Origin of the sequence: Sphingobium fluminis, from assembly GCF_037723805.1 — a bacterium.
Classification (GTDB): domain Bacteria; phylum Pseudomonadota; class Alphaproteobacteria; order Sphingomonadales; family Sphingomonadaceae; genus Sphingobium.
Genome location: NZ_JBBJUK010000001.1, coordinates 804964 through 819971, shown reverse-complemented (window position 1 = coordinate 819971; position 15008 = coordinate 804964). Strand labels below are relative to the sequence as shown.

The 15008-nt window shown below is 65.3% G+C and carries 14 protein-coding genes; 5 read left to right on the top strand and 9 right to left on the bottom strand.

Annotated elements, in window-relative coordinates:
- Positions 1-172 precede the first annotated feature (172 nt).
- The 4 genes from WG907_RS04100 to WG907_RS04085 form a co-directional block, all read right to left on the bottom strand.
- On the bottom strand, positions 173-4345 hold the full coding sequence (locus WG907_RS04100; protein WP_340231331.1) for a translocation/assembly module TamB domain-containing protein: 4173 nt from the start codon (positions 4343-4345) through the stop codon (positions 173-175).
- Positions 4345-6390, bottom strand: a complete 2046-nt coding sequence (locus tag WG907_RS04095) for an autotransporter assembly complex protein TamA (RefSeq protein WP_340231330.1) — start codon at positions 6388-6390, stop codon at positions 4345-4347. Before WG907_RS04095 ends, WG907_RS04100 begins: the two co-directional genes overlap by 1 nt.
- 59 nt (positions 6391-6449) lie before the next feature.
- On the bottom strand, positions 6450-6929 hold the full coding sequence (locus WG907_RS04090) for a DUF1465 family protein (protein ID WP_340231329.1): 480 nt from the start codon (positions 6927-6929) through the stop codon (positions 6450-6452).
- Between the two features lie 106 nt (positions 6930-7035).
- Entirely contained in the window at positions 7036-7215 is a 180-nt protein-coding gene (locus tag WG907_RS04085) for a YdcH family protein (protein WP_340231328.1), read from the bottom strand.
- Between the two features lie 188 nt (positions 7216-7403).
- Here WG907_RS04085 and WG907_RS04080 point away from each other — a divergent pair, with 188 nt between their 5' ends.
- The gene (locus WG907_RS04080; RefSeq protein ID WP_340231833.1) at positions 7404-7562 is read left to right on the top strand and encodes a YdcH family protein; all 159 of its coding nucleotides are present in this window, start codon (positions 7404-7406) and stop codon (positions 7560-7562) included.
- Positions 7563-7861: 299 nt separating this feature from the next.
- Here the strand turns inward: WG907_RS04080 and WG907_RS04075 are convergent, their stop codons facing one another.
- From WG907_RS04075 to WG907_RS04055, 5 genes are all read right to left on the bottom strand, one after another.
- On the bottom strand, positions 7862-8224 hold the full coding sequence (locus WG907_RS04075) for a PilZ domain-containing protein (protein ID WP_340231327.1): 363 nt from the start codon (positions 8222-8224) through the stop codon (positions 7862-7864).
- Positions 8225-8290: 66 nt separating this feature from the next.
- The gene (gene dksA, locus WG907_RS04070) at positions 8291-8755 is read right to left on the bottom strand and encodes an RNA polymerase-binding protein DksA (RefSeq protein ID WP_340231326.1); all 465 of its coding nucleotides are present in this window, start codon (positions 8753-8755) and stop codon (positions 8291-8293) included.
- 566 nt (positions 8756-9321) lie between these two features.
- Complete coding sequence (locus tag WG907_RS04065) at positions 9322-9789, bottom strand: hypothetical protein (RefSeq protein ID WP_340231325.1); 468 nt, start codon at positions 9787-9789, stop codon at positions 9322-9324.
- An 18-nt stretch (positions 9790-9807) separates the two neighbouring features.
- Positions 9808-10170 (bottom strand): hypothetical protein, encoded by a 363-nt coding sequence (locus tag WG907_RS04060; protein ID WP_340231324.1) that lies wholly within the window; start codon positions 10168-10170, stop codon positions 9808-9810.
- A gap of 110 nt (positions 10171-10280) precedes the next feature.
- On the bottom strand, positions 10281-10721 hold the full coding sequence (locus WG907_RS04055) for a host attachment family protein (protein ID WP_340231323.1): 441 nt from the start codon (positions 10719-10721) through the stop codon (positions 10281-10283).
- Positions 10722-10806: 85 nt separating this feature from the next.
- Between WG907_RS04055 and serS the strand changes: the two genes are divergently transcribed.
- Genes serS through WG907_RS04035 form a run of 4 tightly spaced genes read left to right on the top strand, consistent with a single transcriptional unit; the run spans position 10807 to position 14980 of the window.
- Positions 10807-12084: a serine--tRNA ligase gene (gene serS, locus WG907_RS04050; protein ID WP_340231322.1), complete on the top strand. Its 1278-nt coding sequence runs from the start codon at positions 10807-10809 to the stop codon at positions 12082-12084.
- Positions 12085-12849, top strand: coding sequence for a 5'/3'-nucleotidase SurE (gene surE / locus WG907_RS04045; protein WP_340231321.1), 765 nt, complete (start codon positions 12085-12087; stop codon positions 12847-12849).
- Positions 12850-12899: 50 nt separating this feature from the next.
- A complete protein-coding gene (locus tag WG907_RS04040; protein WP_340231320.1) occupies positions 12900-13943 on the top strand; it encodes a peptidoglycan DD-metalloendopeptidase family protein in 1044 nt (347 codons plus the stop codon).
- Between the two features lie 2 nt (positions 13944-13945).
- Entirely contained in the window at positions 13946-14980 is a 1035-nt protein-coding gene (locus WG907_RS04035) for a potassium channel family protein (RefSeq protein ID WP_445326774.1), read from the top strand.
- The last annotated feature ends 28 nt before the right edge of the window (positions 14981-15008 follow it).

Sequence of the window (15008 nt, the reverse complement as noted above, 5' to 3'; positions counted from 1 at the left end):
GTTGGTCATTCATCCCCGTGGGGAGTGACGCTGAAGTCCCGGATGCGCCGCGGGTTTCATGAACCTAAGATAAACACAGGTCTATGTGGCGAAAGTGTCACGATTTGGAGCCATTCGTCGCAAAGACGTGGCTGGATTTGGACGAGCCGAAATCATCGCCGGGAACGGCTGCTCAATAATCTTTCGAGACGCGGATGTTCGCGCTCTGACGGCCCAGGGTGGAAATCGCACCGAGCAGCGAGAGCCAGCGCGTGACCTGATATTCCATGCGGGTCGCGGAATAGCCCTGACCATCGGTGATGAGTTCGACATAGGTTTTGCGCGTTAGATATTTGCCCGCCGCGATCGCGGTGCCCTGCTGCTGCGTCGGATCGGCCGGAAGGATGCGCAGGCGATCGAGCCCGGCCGCCTTGCGCACCGCGTTGATCGGGTCGAGCCCGCCGCCGCCCTGCAACGACCCGACCGCCGACGCCAGCTGAAGCGCTTCGGGCGCCGACAGGCTGGTGATCGAGGTGCCGAACAGGATGCGCGACAAAAGTTCGTCCTGCGGCAGGGCGGGCACGCTGGTGAAGGTGATTTCGGGGGCAAGGCCGGTGCCGCCGACCTGAATCGTCGCCGTCAGATCATTGACGTCCGCTTCCGCCTGGATGTCGAGCGTGGGGTTGATCGGGCTCCTGCCATCGAACTGGATCTTGCCTTCGCGCAGATCGAACCGCCTGCCGGCAAATTCATAGCCGCCTCGCACTAGCTGGGCCGTGCCGGCGATCGCGGGACTGTTGACCGTACCGCCGATATCGAGATCGGCGCGCCATTCGCTGTCGAGGCCAAGGCCGGTCACCGTCAGCCGGTTGCGCGCCCGCGCCTTGATAGCGAGCGCCCAGGGGACGTTAGGGCGCAGGCGGTCGAAATCTTCGGCGCCGCGATTGACCTCGATCACCTTGAGCTCGGGAATTTGCGCGACGGCAGCGGCCCGGCCGAGGGTAAAGCGGCTCTTGGTGAGTTGCAGGTCTCCCGCGATGGTGCCGCCCACGCCGCTGGAGCGGAGGGTCAGCGGGCCGGTCACGGTAGCGGCGATGTCATCGCGCTCCAGCAAGGCCGCATTGTTCGCGTTGAACGACAGGTCCATGCCCACCCCGCCGATGCCGGCGAATGTGAAGCGCCCCGAGCCGCTGACCGACCCGCCATTTTGCGCCGTGCCGGAAAAGCCCGACATTACCAGTTGCGCGCCGGAAAAGCTGCCCCGCGCCTTTACCCCCGTGAGCCGCATGCCGGTGACCGGACTGGTGATCGCGGCATTATCGGTCGCGAGCTGGCCGGTGATGACCGGATCGCCCAGCGTACCGCGCGCATCCGCTGACACGGTGACGGGGCCCGATATGTCGACGATCTCGACACCCGTCAGCCGCCAGAGCGTGTCCGCCGTCCCGCTGAAGCGCACCTGCCCGAAAAACGTCGCCCGGTTTAGCCTGTCGACCAGACTTCCCTGATCGCCGAGCGGCGAGAGCAAGGCCTGACCACGGCCGATCGTCTGGCCGTCGGCAGCGAAAATCATCCGGGTCGCCAGCCGATCCTGAGTCAGGACGGCGTTGATGCCGACATCGACGGGGCGGGAGCTGAGCGAGAGCCCCGAACGGGACAGCCCCCGCATGCGCAGTTCCGCCGTGCCGGTCGGCATCCCCACCCGCGGTTGGGCGAAACTGAGCGAACCGGTCGCGACACCGCCCAGCCCCAGATCGTCCGAAGCGATGTCGAGAAGGCTGAGCGGCAGCTTGTCCAGTCGCGCCTCGATATTCGTCATATCATGCCCGCGCGCGCCCGACAGTTGCAGGGAACCCCCGGCATAGCTGATCGTCGCCGGCGACAGCCGCCAGCCATCGTCGGTGCGCAGGAACAGCGCCGGGCGCGTCAGGCGGATGGCCCGCTTGTCGATCGTGCCCGTGGCCGATACCCGCACGCGATCCTGCTCGACCAGCGCTTCGCCCTGAACATCGAACAGGCGACCACGCTGGCCCGACAGGCTGGCGCGCACCTTGCCCTTGCCGTCGAGAAGATCGGCGTTGAGCGCCATGCGACCGATCTGCACCGCGCCGATGCGAAGGCCCCGCGCCTGCGCGGTCGCGTTGATTGATGTCCCGGCGGGATCGAGCAACAGCGTCGCATCGAGTTTACCCCGCCGCACGGCGATGACGGTCGGTCCGTCGAAGCTGGCGTCGCTGGCGTCGAGTTTGAGCGTGACCTGCTGGACGCCCCTGACCGGGGTCAGTCCGACCGTGCCGGTCACCGGCCCCGTCACGTCGAGCCTGCCGTCGAGGCCATCGGCCAGCGGACGGATGTCGCCGCGCGCCGTGATGCCCGAAACGCCAAGCCGCGCGACCCGGATGATCGCCTGGGCATTGGGCGGGAGCAGGATAACGCCGTCGCCCTTGAACGGGCCAAGGGTCGAGCCGCCTTCCGCGGTGAACGCATAGCCAGCATCGTCGGGCACGAGATGCGCGCGGACGTCCGCCAGCCCCAGCGCATCCATCGGTCGCCGCAGCAGCAGGTCGACGGTCGGCCGCTCGATCTTGCCATTCAGCGTCAGGGTGAGCGGCCCATAGCGCCCGTGCCGTCCGGTCCCTTCGAGATGGAAGCTGCCATCGCGGCGACGATAGCCATTGGCCGCGAGCGTGAGCAGCGGCGCATCGAGCTTCATATCGGTCAGCGCGAGTTGCCCGCCCGGCTGGAGCGCCAGCGCGCTGCGCAGCGTCGGCAGTCCTCCGCCCAATGATCGCAGGAAACCATTATCGAGCCTGCGCATGCGGGCGAGCGCATTACCGCTGAGGCCGAATGCGCCGTTGGGGCCGGGAACGGCGCGCAGCTTCGAGTTGATATCTACGATGCCCAGGCCCCGGATCGCGAGACCCGTAATCTGCCCGTCTAAGCCGAAATCATAGCGGCCGGTCTTGAGGTCGGCGAGCATCACCAGCTTGCCGCGCAGCTTGTCGGATCGCACCGGCATCGGGTTGCTGACGATCTGCTGCCCCATGATCTGGAGCACGCCGTCGAGCGCGAAGTTGCGGACTATGCCTTCGACAAGCTGTCCCTGCCCCTGCAGCGTTCGCGCACGCAGCCGCAAGGGAATGAGTGCTGGCCCGCTCGCCGCGCGCCGGCCCTTGCCGTCGATCCGCACGTCGCTGATGACGGTCTTGTCGAAGGCGATCTGCCGGGCCGTCACCAGATATTCGAAGCCCGGCTGCGCCATAGGACCATCGAGGCGAATGCGCGCGGCGACATCGCGCCCACGCATATTGCGCAACAGGGCATCGGGCCGGACAAGCTTGAGGTCGACGAGCAGATTGTCGAGCGCATTGTTGCGCAGGTCGATCGCGCCCTTGGCGCTCACGTCCATCGCCTGTGACCGCAGCGAAACGCGCCCCGCAAGGATGCGGTCTGTCAGCGTGCCGTTCGCCCGCAGCGCGAGGCGCGGATCGGACAGGCGGCGGATCAGGCCATTGCCGGCGATCGCCGCGCCTTCGATGGACCCCACCGCAGAATAGGCGCCGCTGCGAACGGCCAGAGCGAGATCGGCGGCCGGCTGCGCATCGAGGGTCGCCGCAAGCCGTCCGTCCCAGCGCGTCCAGCTGCCCTTGCCCTGAATACGCAGATTGCCATCCTGCCTCAGCCCCGCCATCTTTGCCAAAACGCCACCGGCGGGCGCGTTGGCCGTAACGTCAAGGTCGAACCTGTCGGCATCGGGACGGCTATCCAGGGCAAGGTGCAGCGCATCTTCGCCACCCGCGACGCGCGCGGATAGATCGATGATCGCCCGCCCGCCCCTAATATCGGCATCGCCGGACAGGCTGGCCACCTGCACGCGCCCGGTAACGGCCTTGGCGATCGTCAGGCGGCCGACGGAAAATTCCATCAGGCGGATGTCGAAACCGGGCAGGATCGGCCCCTGTCGCGTGCTGGGGTTGAGTCTGGGCAGCCGGTGCAGGGTGGCGCTCGGGATCACCAGCCGGTCGATATCGAGACGATTGGAGAGCCAGGCGAACGGCCACCAGTCGAGTTCGACCCGAGGGGCATCGAAGAAGCGACCCTTCCCATCCGAAAGCGCCAGCCCCTGCAACACCGCCTTGCGGTAGATGCTGCCATCGATGCCGTCGACCGCGATGCGCAGCCCCGAAGGGGGCTGGAGCGCCACGATGCGCGAGACGAGGAAGCGATGGCCGGCCCCGCTATCGAGCCAGACGAGCGCGCCGACCATGATCAGTAGCAGCGCGCCCAGAAACGCGGCGAGCCGGCGTTGCCATGCCCCGTCCCAGACGCGACGGCGCGGCGGCGGGGCGCTTTGCTCCCGTTCCATCAAAACGCCTGCCCCAGCGAAACATAGACGGCGACGCGGGGATCGCCCGGCTGCGGATTGAGCGGCGTGCCGACATCGAGGCGAATGGGGCCGAAGCTGCTATAGTAACGGACGCCCACGCCCGCGCCGATGCGCAGGTCGCGAAAGCGCGGCACGAAACTGGTCGAGATATTGCCGGCGTCGACGAAGGGCACCACGCCGAAATTGCCGAGGCGAATGCGGGTTTCCAGCGAGAATTCGGCGAGGCTCTTGCCGCCGACCGGGTCATTGTCGACGTCGCGCGGCCCGATCCTCTGATAGCCATAGCCGCGCACCGACGCCCCGCCACCGGCGTAAAATCGCCGCGACGGCGCGATCCGATCGACCGTCGAGCTGAGAATGGTCCCGAAGCGGGTTCGCGCCGCTACGACGACGCGATCGCTCACCGGCTGATAGACGCTGCCGTCCACCTGCACCCGGGTATAGGCGAAGGTCGAATTCTGGAAGGACAGTTCAGGGCTCACCCTGCCGCCCAGCCGAAAGCCGGTGGTGGGGTTGAGTAGATCGTCGCTGCCGTCATAGGTCAGGCTGAGCGGCACGGCGGCGATCAGGAAGGTGCGCCGGTTGCCGCCGCTAAAGGCATCGGCCTCATCCGACGCGACCAGTTCGCCGCCGATCCGCCACACCCATTTTTTCTGGAACAGGATATTGGTCTGGCGCTCCAGCGCGCCCGACAGGGTGATGGTCCGCGCGTCATAGGCGTCGCGCTTGATGTTGCTGACCGACAATAGCCCGGTCAGCACATGATCGCGCTCGCGGAAATTATTGCGGCGATAGGTAGCCGAAGCGGTCTGTTCCTGCGTACCCAATACGCCGCGGAAGGTGACAGCGCCTTCGGGCGGGAAAAAGTTACGGTGCTGCCAGCTGATTTCGGCGCGATAGCCCTCGCCCGTGCCATAGCCCAGTTCGCCCGCGATCGTTCGCAATGGCGCCGGCCGGACATCGACGGCGAGATCGACATGCTCGCCATCGCCCGCATCCTTAGGCCTGAGCGAGACCGACGAGACGAGGCCGGTCGCGACGATTGCGCGGCGCAGATCCTCGACATCGGCGGCGTTATAGGCGTCGCCTTGCCGGAATCGCGCGATCCGGGCCAGATGACCGGCGCTGAACAAGGCGTCGTCGTTCAGTTCGATTGAGCCGAAAGTGCGATAGCCGCCCGCCGTCACGACGATGTCCAGATCGCCCTTGCGCTCTTCATGGTCGATCCGCACTTGCGGTTCGCCGACTTTCGCGAAGGGAAATCCGCCCTGGGCGAGCGCGCTCGACAGGGCGTCGCGTCCCGCCAATATGCGGTCGGCATCGACCGGATCGCCCGCCACCACCGGAAAGGCCGCCCGTAGCCGGGCCTCCCGGTCGCCGGTCGGTTCGAGTCCCTCGACCGCAACAGAGGAGAGCAGATATTGGATGCCGGGAATGATATCGAACGCCACGGCAAGCCGATCATTGCCGGCGGCAGGCGCCGTCACCCCACCCCGGATGCGCGCCGCATAATAGCCCTTGGCCCGCAGCAGCCGGTCGAGCACATCATTATCTTCTTTGATGCGCCGGTTGATCTGGGCGAGATTGGCGGGCTTTCCTTCGCCCTGATGCAGTGCCGACAGGGCATTGAACCGTTCCAGAAACTGGCTGTCGGCGATCGCATCCAGTCCGTCGAGCCTTACCCCATAGCGCCGCTCTTCCCCGGTGCCGGCGAAGGCGGCGGTTTCATCCGCCGGTTCGGGTGGACTGGAGACCGCGCTTTCCCCCGGGACGGCGTCGGCGGCTAGGTCGGCCTGCGGGTCGGGCGGCAGCGCGACGACCTTATCGGGCGACCCCATGTCCGGCCAGTCGATGCCGATGTTCGGCATCGCATCGAGCGGCTGTTCCGGCCGGGGGGGCTGCGCCACGGGATCGACCGGCTGCGCATGTGCGAGGCCCGGCGCCAGCAGAAGCGGCGGCAGAATCAGCCGGGCGGCGAGCGGAAAGCCTGAAGCGCGGCAAAGGGTCCGCAAACCGGTGGTCATGACTGCGGTCTAGACCAGTTTCCGTGCGCAACGCCAGCCAAGATGATGAAAAGCCGCGCTCAAAAAGCGGTGTACAGACGATCCATCAAAGCGCGCGCCGGACCCGTTTCGGTGATCCGCACCCGGCGCGCCATCATGTCCATCCGGTCTTGAAGCCGGGCGACCCTGCCGTACAGTTCCTGACTGGCTTCGACGAGCGCACGCGCCGCGAAAGGAAAGGACGTAGCCAGTTCCGGCTCCGTCGTCGTCGCCCGACCCAGCCGGTATTTCTCGTCGAGCAGTTCGGCATCGTCGATTTCGCCACGCTCCCACGCCCTCTGACTCAGCAGCCAGGCGATGACATGCATCAGCCGCGTCGTGACCTTGAGCGATTCACAGGTGAAGGCGACGCGACGCAACGGATCGTCCACGCCTTCCTCCGCGGCTTCGCTGGTGTCGAAGTAGGCGCGCGCCTCGTCCGCCATGATCATGGCTTCGAGATAAAGGCCATCCACCAGACGACGGTGGAGTCCACGATCAAGGAAAGGGGCAACCTGCATGGCTCTTGCTTGCACAAATCCGCGATCTTGTCAGGCCTGTTACGCATTTTTGCGCCCGTTGTCCCATTCAGGGTCGGTTATCAGGTCGTTAACCACTAAATGCAGGTCAGGCGATAATGTCGGGGACCAGCGCATCTTCCAGTTGGGCGATTTCGTCGCGGAGGCGCAGCTTGCGTTTTTTCAGACGCGCCAATTGCATCTGATCGGCGGACGCCGCAGCGATCAGCGCCGTGATCGCGCTGTCCAGATCCCGATGTTCCACGCGCAAAAGTTCGAGCCGGCGCATGATGTCTTCCTGACTCAATTCACACCCGCTTTCCAGAGCACCGCATTCATCCCTGCGTGATAACCGGAGCGCGAGGCGCGGACCATCGTAAATTTGCTTTAGATCGTCGCAAAGCCGCAATCATGGCGAGACAGGACGCACGATCCATGATCTATTCAGTCTTCCATCACCCTCTTGAGGAGAATGTCATGGAAAATAGCCATATTTCAGCTCTTTCGGCGAAGCATGCCGGCCTCGATGCCCGAATCAAGGCCGAGACGAGTCGGCCCATGCCCGACGCCATATTGGTAGCCTCCCTCAAGAAGCAGAAATTACGGCTCAAGGAAGAGATAGTCGAGCGGCACTGAGCCGCGCGATATCCGGAAATCCAGTCGGGACGGGCCAGCGATGGCCGTCCCGCGTTCCGTTCTGCTATCCGATCCTTTTCTCTGCCCGCCGGCAGCGGCACTTGGAAGGGATCCAGTTTTCCGGCATCGGCGTCGAACGCGATAAGGTCTGCGGCCAGGCGGACGATAGGCTCGTCCCGGCTACAAGCAGGCGATCGAAGGGCTCAGCCCGAACGGATGAGTGACGATCTGATTTGGGGCGCGATGCCCTACGCGTCTGAAATGCTGACGCCACGATGCGTCTGAGGTCGGTAAAAAGTTCAGCGGCGCCGAAGCTGCGTGCGCAGATAATCGGGCGTACCGGCACGGTCGCCGGCTGCGACCGGCTTGCGCGCCAGTTGCGGGTCGATATCTTCATCGAACGCGACACCGATCTTGTCCGCCCGCGCCCAGGCGATGACGCCCTTCACTTCGCCGATGCCGCGCAGTTCCAATATGATGCTGGTTCCGGCGGGGACGGCGCGTTCGCAATCGGCCATCAGGCCGGTGGCGGAAAGGTTACGGATGCGCGCTTTGCCAAGCGGCGCGCCCTCCGGCGTTCGCAGACTGGTCAACAGGAACAGGCTGTCGCGCGGCGCCGATCGCGCCGGTCCTCGATCGGAATTGTCCTGTCCGCCGTTCATAGATAAAAATCTCGCGCAATGCTGCTTATTCCACGGCGACCTTGTCACGACTTGGTGGAAAAACGGTTAATCGTCGCGCGAGATCTTTTCCTGCCGCTCATGGCGTTCCTGCGCCTCGACGGTCATGGTCGCGATCGGCCGGGCTTCGAGCCGGCCGAGCGAAATGGGTTCGCCGGTCACTTCACAATAGCCATATTCGCCATCTTCGATGCGGCGCAGGGCAGCGTCGATCTTGGAGATCAGCTTGCGTTGCCGATCGCGGGTGCGAAGCTCGATGGACCAGTCGGTCTCGCTCGATGCGCGGTCGTTGAGATCCGGTTCCCGCAAAGGCTCGTTCTGCAACACCGCCAGCGTGCCTTCGGCTTCGGTTAGTATCTGCTTTTTCCAGTCCCACAGCCGCTGCCGAAAATATTCGAGCTGTCGGATATTCATGAACTCCTCGTCCGGCGATGGGCGATAGTCCGCTGGCAGTGTAACGGCCGATTTGGGCGGGCTTTCGCCGTCCGCACCGGAATTCAGGAGCGATGCCATCTGGCTCTCCGACTCGATTGGCCCCGGCGCTAAACGTCCCGGGCGCAATGACTGGTGATTGAGGGCGCCTAATAGCCATCGTGGCGGACCGATACAAGCGCCCATCTCTTCACTCGCCATGCCGGGCCGGGCGCCGGGCGCGCCGCGACTCCGGCCCGGGCCGATCACGCGGGATATGCGAAGCTGGGACGGATGCGGCGGCTGGCTTCATCAATGACTCACGGCCCGTTCCATTATGGGACGTTAACCATATGGCTTGAGGATAGCGGTGGAATTCTATCGACTTGCACCCGTGTTTCAGGGTTAACAGTGTTGCAGTTAACGCTTTCTTTTGCGTTCCTGCGCATAGGCAATATCAGCTGATCATCTTCTGGATACTCCAGCGGCAGATCAGCGGTAACGAAATAAAGAGTGGATCCTATGTCGGTTCGAATGGCCCTGGCAAAATTGTGCGCCTGTACCTGCGGTGGCGCGATCATCGGCGGCGGTGCCGTCCATGTCGCCGAAAGCGCACGGCCGGCGGTGGTCCACAGCGTCAAGAGCGAGAAGGCTCAGCCGCGCAAGCGCTATGCCGTCCGGCAGGTGAAGCGGCGCGTGGTCAAGACGGTAACGGCCTGCGCACCATCGGTGGTGACCGTCACCAGCCAGGGCGCGCCCATTCCCCTTCCCGCCCCGCTGTTGCCGGCTGAAATGCCGATGATGTCGGGCGGCGGCGGCGCTGTCCCCATGGTGATGGGTGGCGGTGGCGGCTTTGGCGGCGGCGGCTTCATCGGCGGTTTCTTCGGCGGCGGCGGCGGTAGTGGCGGCGGCTCGGTCGTCATTTCCTCGACCAGCAGTTCCACAGGCGGCATCAGCAGCTCGACCAGCTCGACGACAGGCGGGGTTTCGACCTCGACGGGCGGCGTCAGCACGTCGACAGGCGGGGTGTCCACCTCCAGCGGCAATGTGACCAGCAGTTCGTCGTCGTCCAGCTCGTCCTCCTCGTCGAGCAGTTCGTCTTCGTCGTCGAGCAGCTCTGGCGGGTCGGGTGGCAAGGATCATGGCGGCAAGGATCACGGCCATGGCGGCCACGGATCGAGCAATGGGGGCAGCAGCGGAAGCTCTGGTAGTAGCGGAAGCTCCGGTAGTTCGGGGTCCAGCGGCAGCAGCGGATCGAGCTCGTCTTCGTCGAGCGGCAGTTCGTCCTCGTCCGGCGGATCGTCGAGCTTCGGCAGCACGGGGTCGACCGGAAGCACGGGGTCGACCGGCTCGACCGGCAGTTCGGGGTCCAGCAGCTCGTCCTCGTCGAGTTCCTCGTCGTCGAGCAGCAGTTCGTCGAGCGGCGGCAGCTCGGGAAGCAGCGGCGGCACCGATGTACCGGCACCGCCGATGGTCCTGCTGTTCGGCGCGGCTGCGGTGGCGCTGATCGCTCGCAAGCGCTTTGCCGACCGGAAAATTCAGAACGCAGCCTGATTGGACGGCTGCATGGGGCAGAAAGGGCGGACCCGCGAGGGCCCGCCCTTTTCATGTCCGGCGAAGGACGGTCTTAACTGCCGGCGATGATCCGCTCGATTTCAGGCAACGGATGATTGGCCAGGTCCTTGGCGATCTCACCCACGAGTCGGCTCGACACTTCCTTGTGATAATGTTTGCGCATCTCGCCGAGCGCCGTGGGCGGTGCGACGATTATCAGCTTTTCATAGTCGTGCGCCAATGCGCGCCGCTTGAGGATATCGGCAGCCTCGGCGGCGAAGCGCGCTTCTTCCAGATCATGAAAATTGGTTTGTTCGAACGATCCCTGGCGACCGCCGACGGGAGAGGATGACCGCCCGGCGGCATCCGACGCCTGATCGCGATCGGCGGGATTGTCCTGAACCTTGACCGACTCGGCTTCGAGCTGGGGGAATGCACTGTCGCCCTTGTTGCGGAAGAACAGCAGCTTGCGGCCATCCGCCACCAGCACCACCGTGTCGTGATCGATCTGCATCGTCTATCTCCTTGTCATGCGGGGGATCAACGGATGGACGGACGCGGGGTTGCATGGCGCAGGTCCGGGCGGCATAGGCAAGGCCATGCACGACATCCGTTTCATCCGCGAAAATCCTGCCGCTTTCGATGCGGGTCTCGCTCGCCGGGGGCTAGCGCCGCTTAGTGCAGACATCCTCGCGCTCGACGAAAAGAGTCGCGCCCTCAAGACGCAGTTGCAGCTGGGTCAGGCGCGCCGCAACGAAGCCAGCAAGGCGATCGGGCAGGCCATGGCGGCGAAGGATATGGACAAGGCGGAGGCGCTGAAGGCCGAAGTCGCGGCGCTGAAGGAAACGACGCCCGCGATCGAGGCACAGGATCGCGAGACGGGCGATGCCTTGCAGGCGATGCTCGCCGCCATTCCCAACCTGCCCGCCGATGACGTGCCGGAAGGTGAGGATGAGGCGGGCAATGTCGAGGTGAGCCGCTGGGGCATGCCCCGCGCGTTCGGTTTTCCGGCGCGCGACCATGCCGATTTCGGCCCGGCGCTGGGGCTGGATTTCGAGGGCGGCGCCGGCCTGTCCGGCGCGCGGTTCACGGCGCTGCGCGGTCCGATGGCGCGGCTGCATCGCGCGCTTGGCCAGTATATGATGGATCGCCAGACCAGCGACAATGGGTATGAGGAAGTGAACCCGCCCCTGCTCGTGCGTGACGAGGCGCTGTTCGGCACCGGGCAATTGCCCAAATTCGCCGACGACCTGTTTCGCACCACCGACGGGCGCTGGCTTATCCCCACGGCGGAAGTCAGCCTGACCAACCTCGTGCGCGAGCAGATCGTGGCGGCGAATGGCTTGCCGCTGCGGCTGACCGCGCTGACCCCCTGTTTCCGGTCCGAGGCAGGATCGGCCGGGCGCGACACGCGCGGTTTCATTCGCCAGCATCAGTTCGAGAAGGTCGAACTGGTCGCGATCTGCGCGCCCGAAGAGTCAGAAGCCGAACATGCGCGGATGAGCGCGGCAGCGGAGGGCATATTGCAGGCGCTGGACCTGCCCTATCGCAAGATGCTGCTGTGCACCGGCGACATGGGTTTCGGCGCGCGCAAGACCTGGGACCTCGAAGTCTGGCTACCGAGCCAGCAGACCTATCGCGAGATCAGTTCGATCTCCAACTGCGGCGACTTTCAGGCGCGGCGCATGAATGCGCGCTTCAAGCCCGAGGGTGAGAAGCAGACGCGCTTTCTGCATACGTTGAACGGATCGGGGCTGGCGGTCGGTCGGACGCTGGTGGCGGTGCTGGAAAATTACCAGCAGGCGGACGGTAGCGTGACGGTGCCGGACGTGCTTGCGCCCTATATGGGCGGCGTCACGACATTGACGCCGCGATAAATGCGCATCCTCCTTACCAATGACGATGGCGTCCATGCGCCTGGCCTCAAGGTGCTGGAGGCGATTGCCCGCGCCCTGTCGGACGATATCTGGATCGTCGCGCCGCATGAGGAACAGTCGGGCGCGGGACACAGCCTGACGCTGACCCGGCCGTTGCGCATCCGTGAGCATGGCGAGAAACAGTATAGCGTGACCGGCACGCCGACCGACGCGGTGATGATGGCGGTCGGCCACCTCATGAAGGACGAGAAGCCCGACCTCATCCTGTCGGGCGTTAATCGCGGCGCGAACCTAGCGGAGGACGTCACCTATTCGGGCACGGTCGCAGCGGCGATGGAAGGCGCGATATCGGGCATCCGCTCGATCGCGCTCAGCCAAGTCTATGCGCGCGAAGGGATGGGCGATACTGTGCCTTTCGCCGTGGCGCTGGCCTGGGGAGAGCGGGTCATCCGTCGCCTGATCACAATGCCCGCGAGCCGCCGGATGCTGTTCAACGTGAATTTCCCGGCGATCGATCCAGCCGCCGTCAAGGGCGTCAAGGTTGCGCGGCAGGGCTTTCACGATGTCGACCGCACCGCGATCATCGCGGGCACCGATCCGCGCGGCTATCCCTATTACTGGTTCGGGCTGGGGTCGAGCGACGCCGTGCCCGAAGGAAGCGACCTTGCGGCGATCGCGGACGGCTATGTCACGGTCACGCCGCTTCATTATGACCTGACGCAGGACAGCGCGATGGCGGCGACCCGCGCCGCAATCGAAGGCTAATCCCGGCGCGGGGATGACAATCGATAGGCGATAGGGTTAAGCATGGGCCGATGTCGCGTCCCCTCCTGAAGTCAGCCCTGATACTGACCCTCTTGTTGATCGCTGGGTGCATTCCCAATCGAGGGGGCAGCCCGCAGGAGACGCCACCACCCCGGCTGGACGCCGATGCCGCCGCCGTCGACGTGATTGAATCCGAACCCGTCTGGACGGCCCAGCAGGTGGTGGCGAGTGCCCGGACAGTGGCGGCGTCCATTTATGTCGTCCAGCCCGGCGACACGCTGCGCGGCATCGGCAACCGCACCGGCGCCGGATCGGAGATCATCGCCAGGGCGAACGGACTGACACCGCCCTATATGGTCCGGGCCGGCCAGAAACTGTCCATTCCCGCTGGCCGCTACCATCAGGTCGCCGAGGGCGAGACCGGCATCGCCATCGCCGCCGCCTACGGCGTCCAGTGGAGCCGGATGGTCGAGATCAACGGGCTGGACGAACCCTTCGTGCTGCGCCGGGGCCAGCGGCTGCTGCTGCCCGACGATGCACCACGCCGGCCGCCGACGATGGAACAGCGCGCCGCCGCTTTCCGCATCAATATCGATGACGTGCTGACCGGCGGGCAACCCGCTGCCGCAGAGAATGCGCCCGTTGCCACCGCATCGCGCAAGCCGCGCCCCCTGCCCTCCAACGTGCCGATCGCGACGCCCGATAGATTTGCCGGCCATTTCGCCTGGCCATTGCGCGGCGCTATCCTGTCACGCTTTGGCCCCGGCGAAAGCGGCGCTCGCAATAACGGCATCGACATCGCCGCTCCCGACGGGTCGGCGATCCGGGCTACCGCCGATGGCGTCGTCGCCTATGCGGGCGACAAGGTCGCGGTGTTCGGCGGGCTCGTCCTGATCGCGCATGGCGGCGGCTGGGTCAGCGCCTATGGCCATGCCAGCCGGGTCGACGTGGTGCGCGGGCAGAAAATCAGCCGGGGCCAGATTATCGGCCTTTCGGGCGACACCGGCTATGCGAGCCAGCCCAAGCTGCATTTCGAGTTGCGCAAGGACCGCGTGCCGGTGAACCCGCTCGGCCAGTTGCCCGCCGCGCCATGAGAATGGATCAGCGCCTGGCGGGATCGCCGCCGACGGGGTTCCTGCGCCGGCGATCCGCCATGCCGGTGTGGGCCGACCTGGTATGGCGAGTCGCGCTGGTATTCGGGCTGATCGGGCTGGTGCTGCTGATCCACTGGCTGGGGCGCGCCGGGCTTCACGACAATTTCGACAAGACGATCAGCTTCATCGACATCCTCTATTTCACGACCGTCACCGTGACGACGGTCGGATATGGCGACATCGTGCCCGTCAGCCCGGAAGCACGGCTGTTCGAGGCGATATTGGTGACGCCGATCCGGCTGTTCGTCTGGTTGATCTTCCTTGGCACCGCCTATCATCTCTTTTTCCGCAACATCCTCTACAGGTGGCGCATGGCACGCATTCAGGCCGATCTGCACAATCATATCGTCGTCACCGGCTTTGGCACCAGTGGGGCGGAGGCGGTGCGGGAATTGCTGGCGCGGGGAACCGATCCGCGCGCCATCGTGGTCGTGGAGATGAGCGAAAAGGCGCTGGGCGAGGCGGAGGCGCTGGGCTGCAACATATTATGTGGCGATTCGACCCGCGACCGCACCTTGAAGGATGTGGCGATCCACCGCGCCCGATCGATGATCGTGTCGGCCGGGCGCGACGACACGTCGATCCTCATCACCCTGACCGCCCGGCATCTGGCCGCGCGCTTGCCGATCAGCATCGTCGTGCGGAACGAGGATAATGAGCTGCCCGCGCGACAGGCCGGCGCGACCACCGTGATCAATCCCACGAGCTTCGCGGGACTGTTGCTGGCGGGCAGCACGAGCGGCCGGCATATCGCCGATTATATGGCGGACCTTGCGGCGTCCGGCGGGCGCGTGAAGCTGAACGAACGGCTCGCCCGGCCGGACGAGATCGGCGCGCCATTATCGGCGATCACGACCGGCATCGGCCTGCGCATCCATCGCGGCGACCAGACGATCGGATCGCGCGAAGAGGGCGCGCAACGGCTTCAATCGGGCGATCTGGTGATCGAGATTACAGAAGGCGATGCCCCCGGCTGACGCGCCTCGTGACAATGGCCGCGAAAAT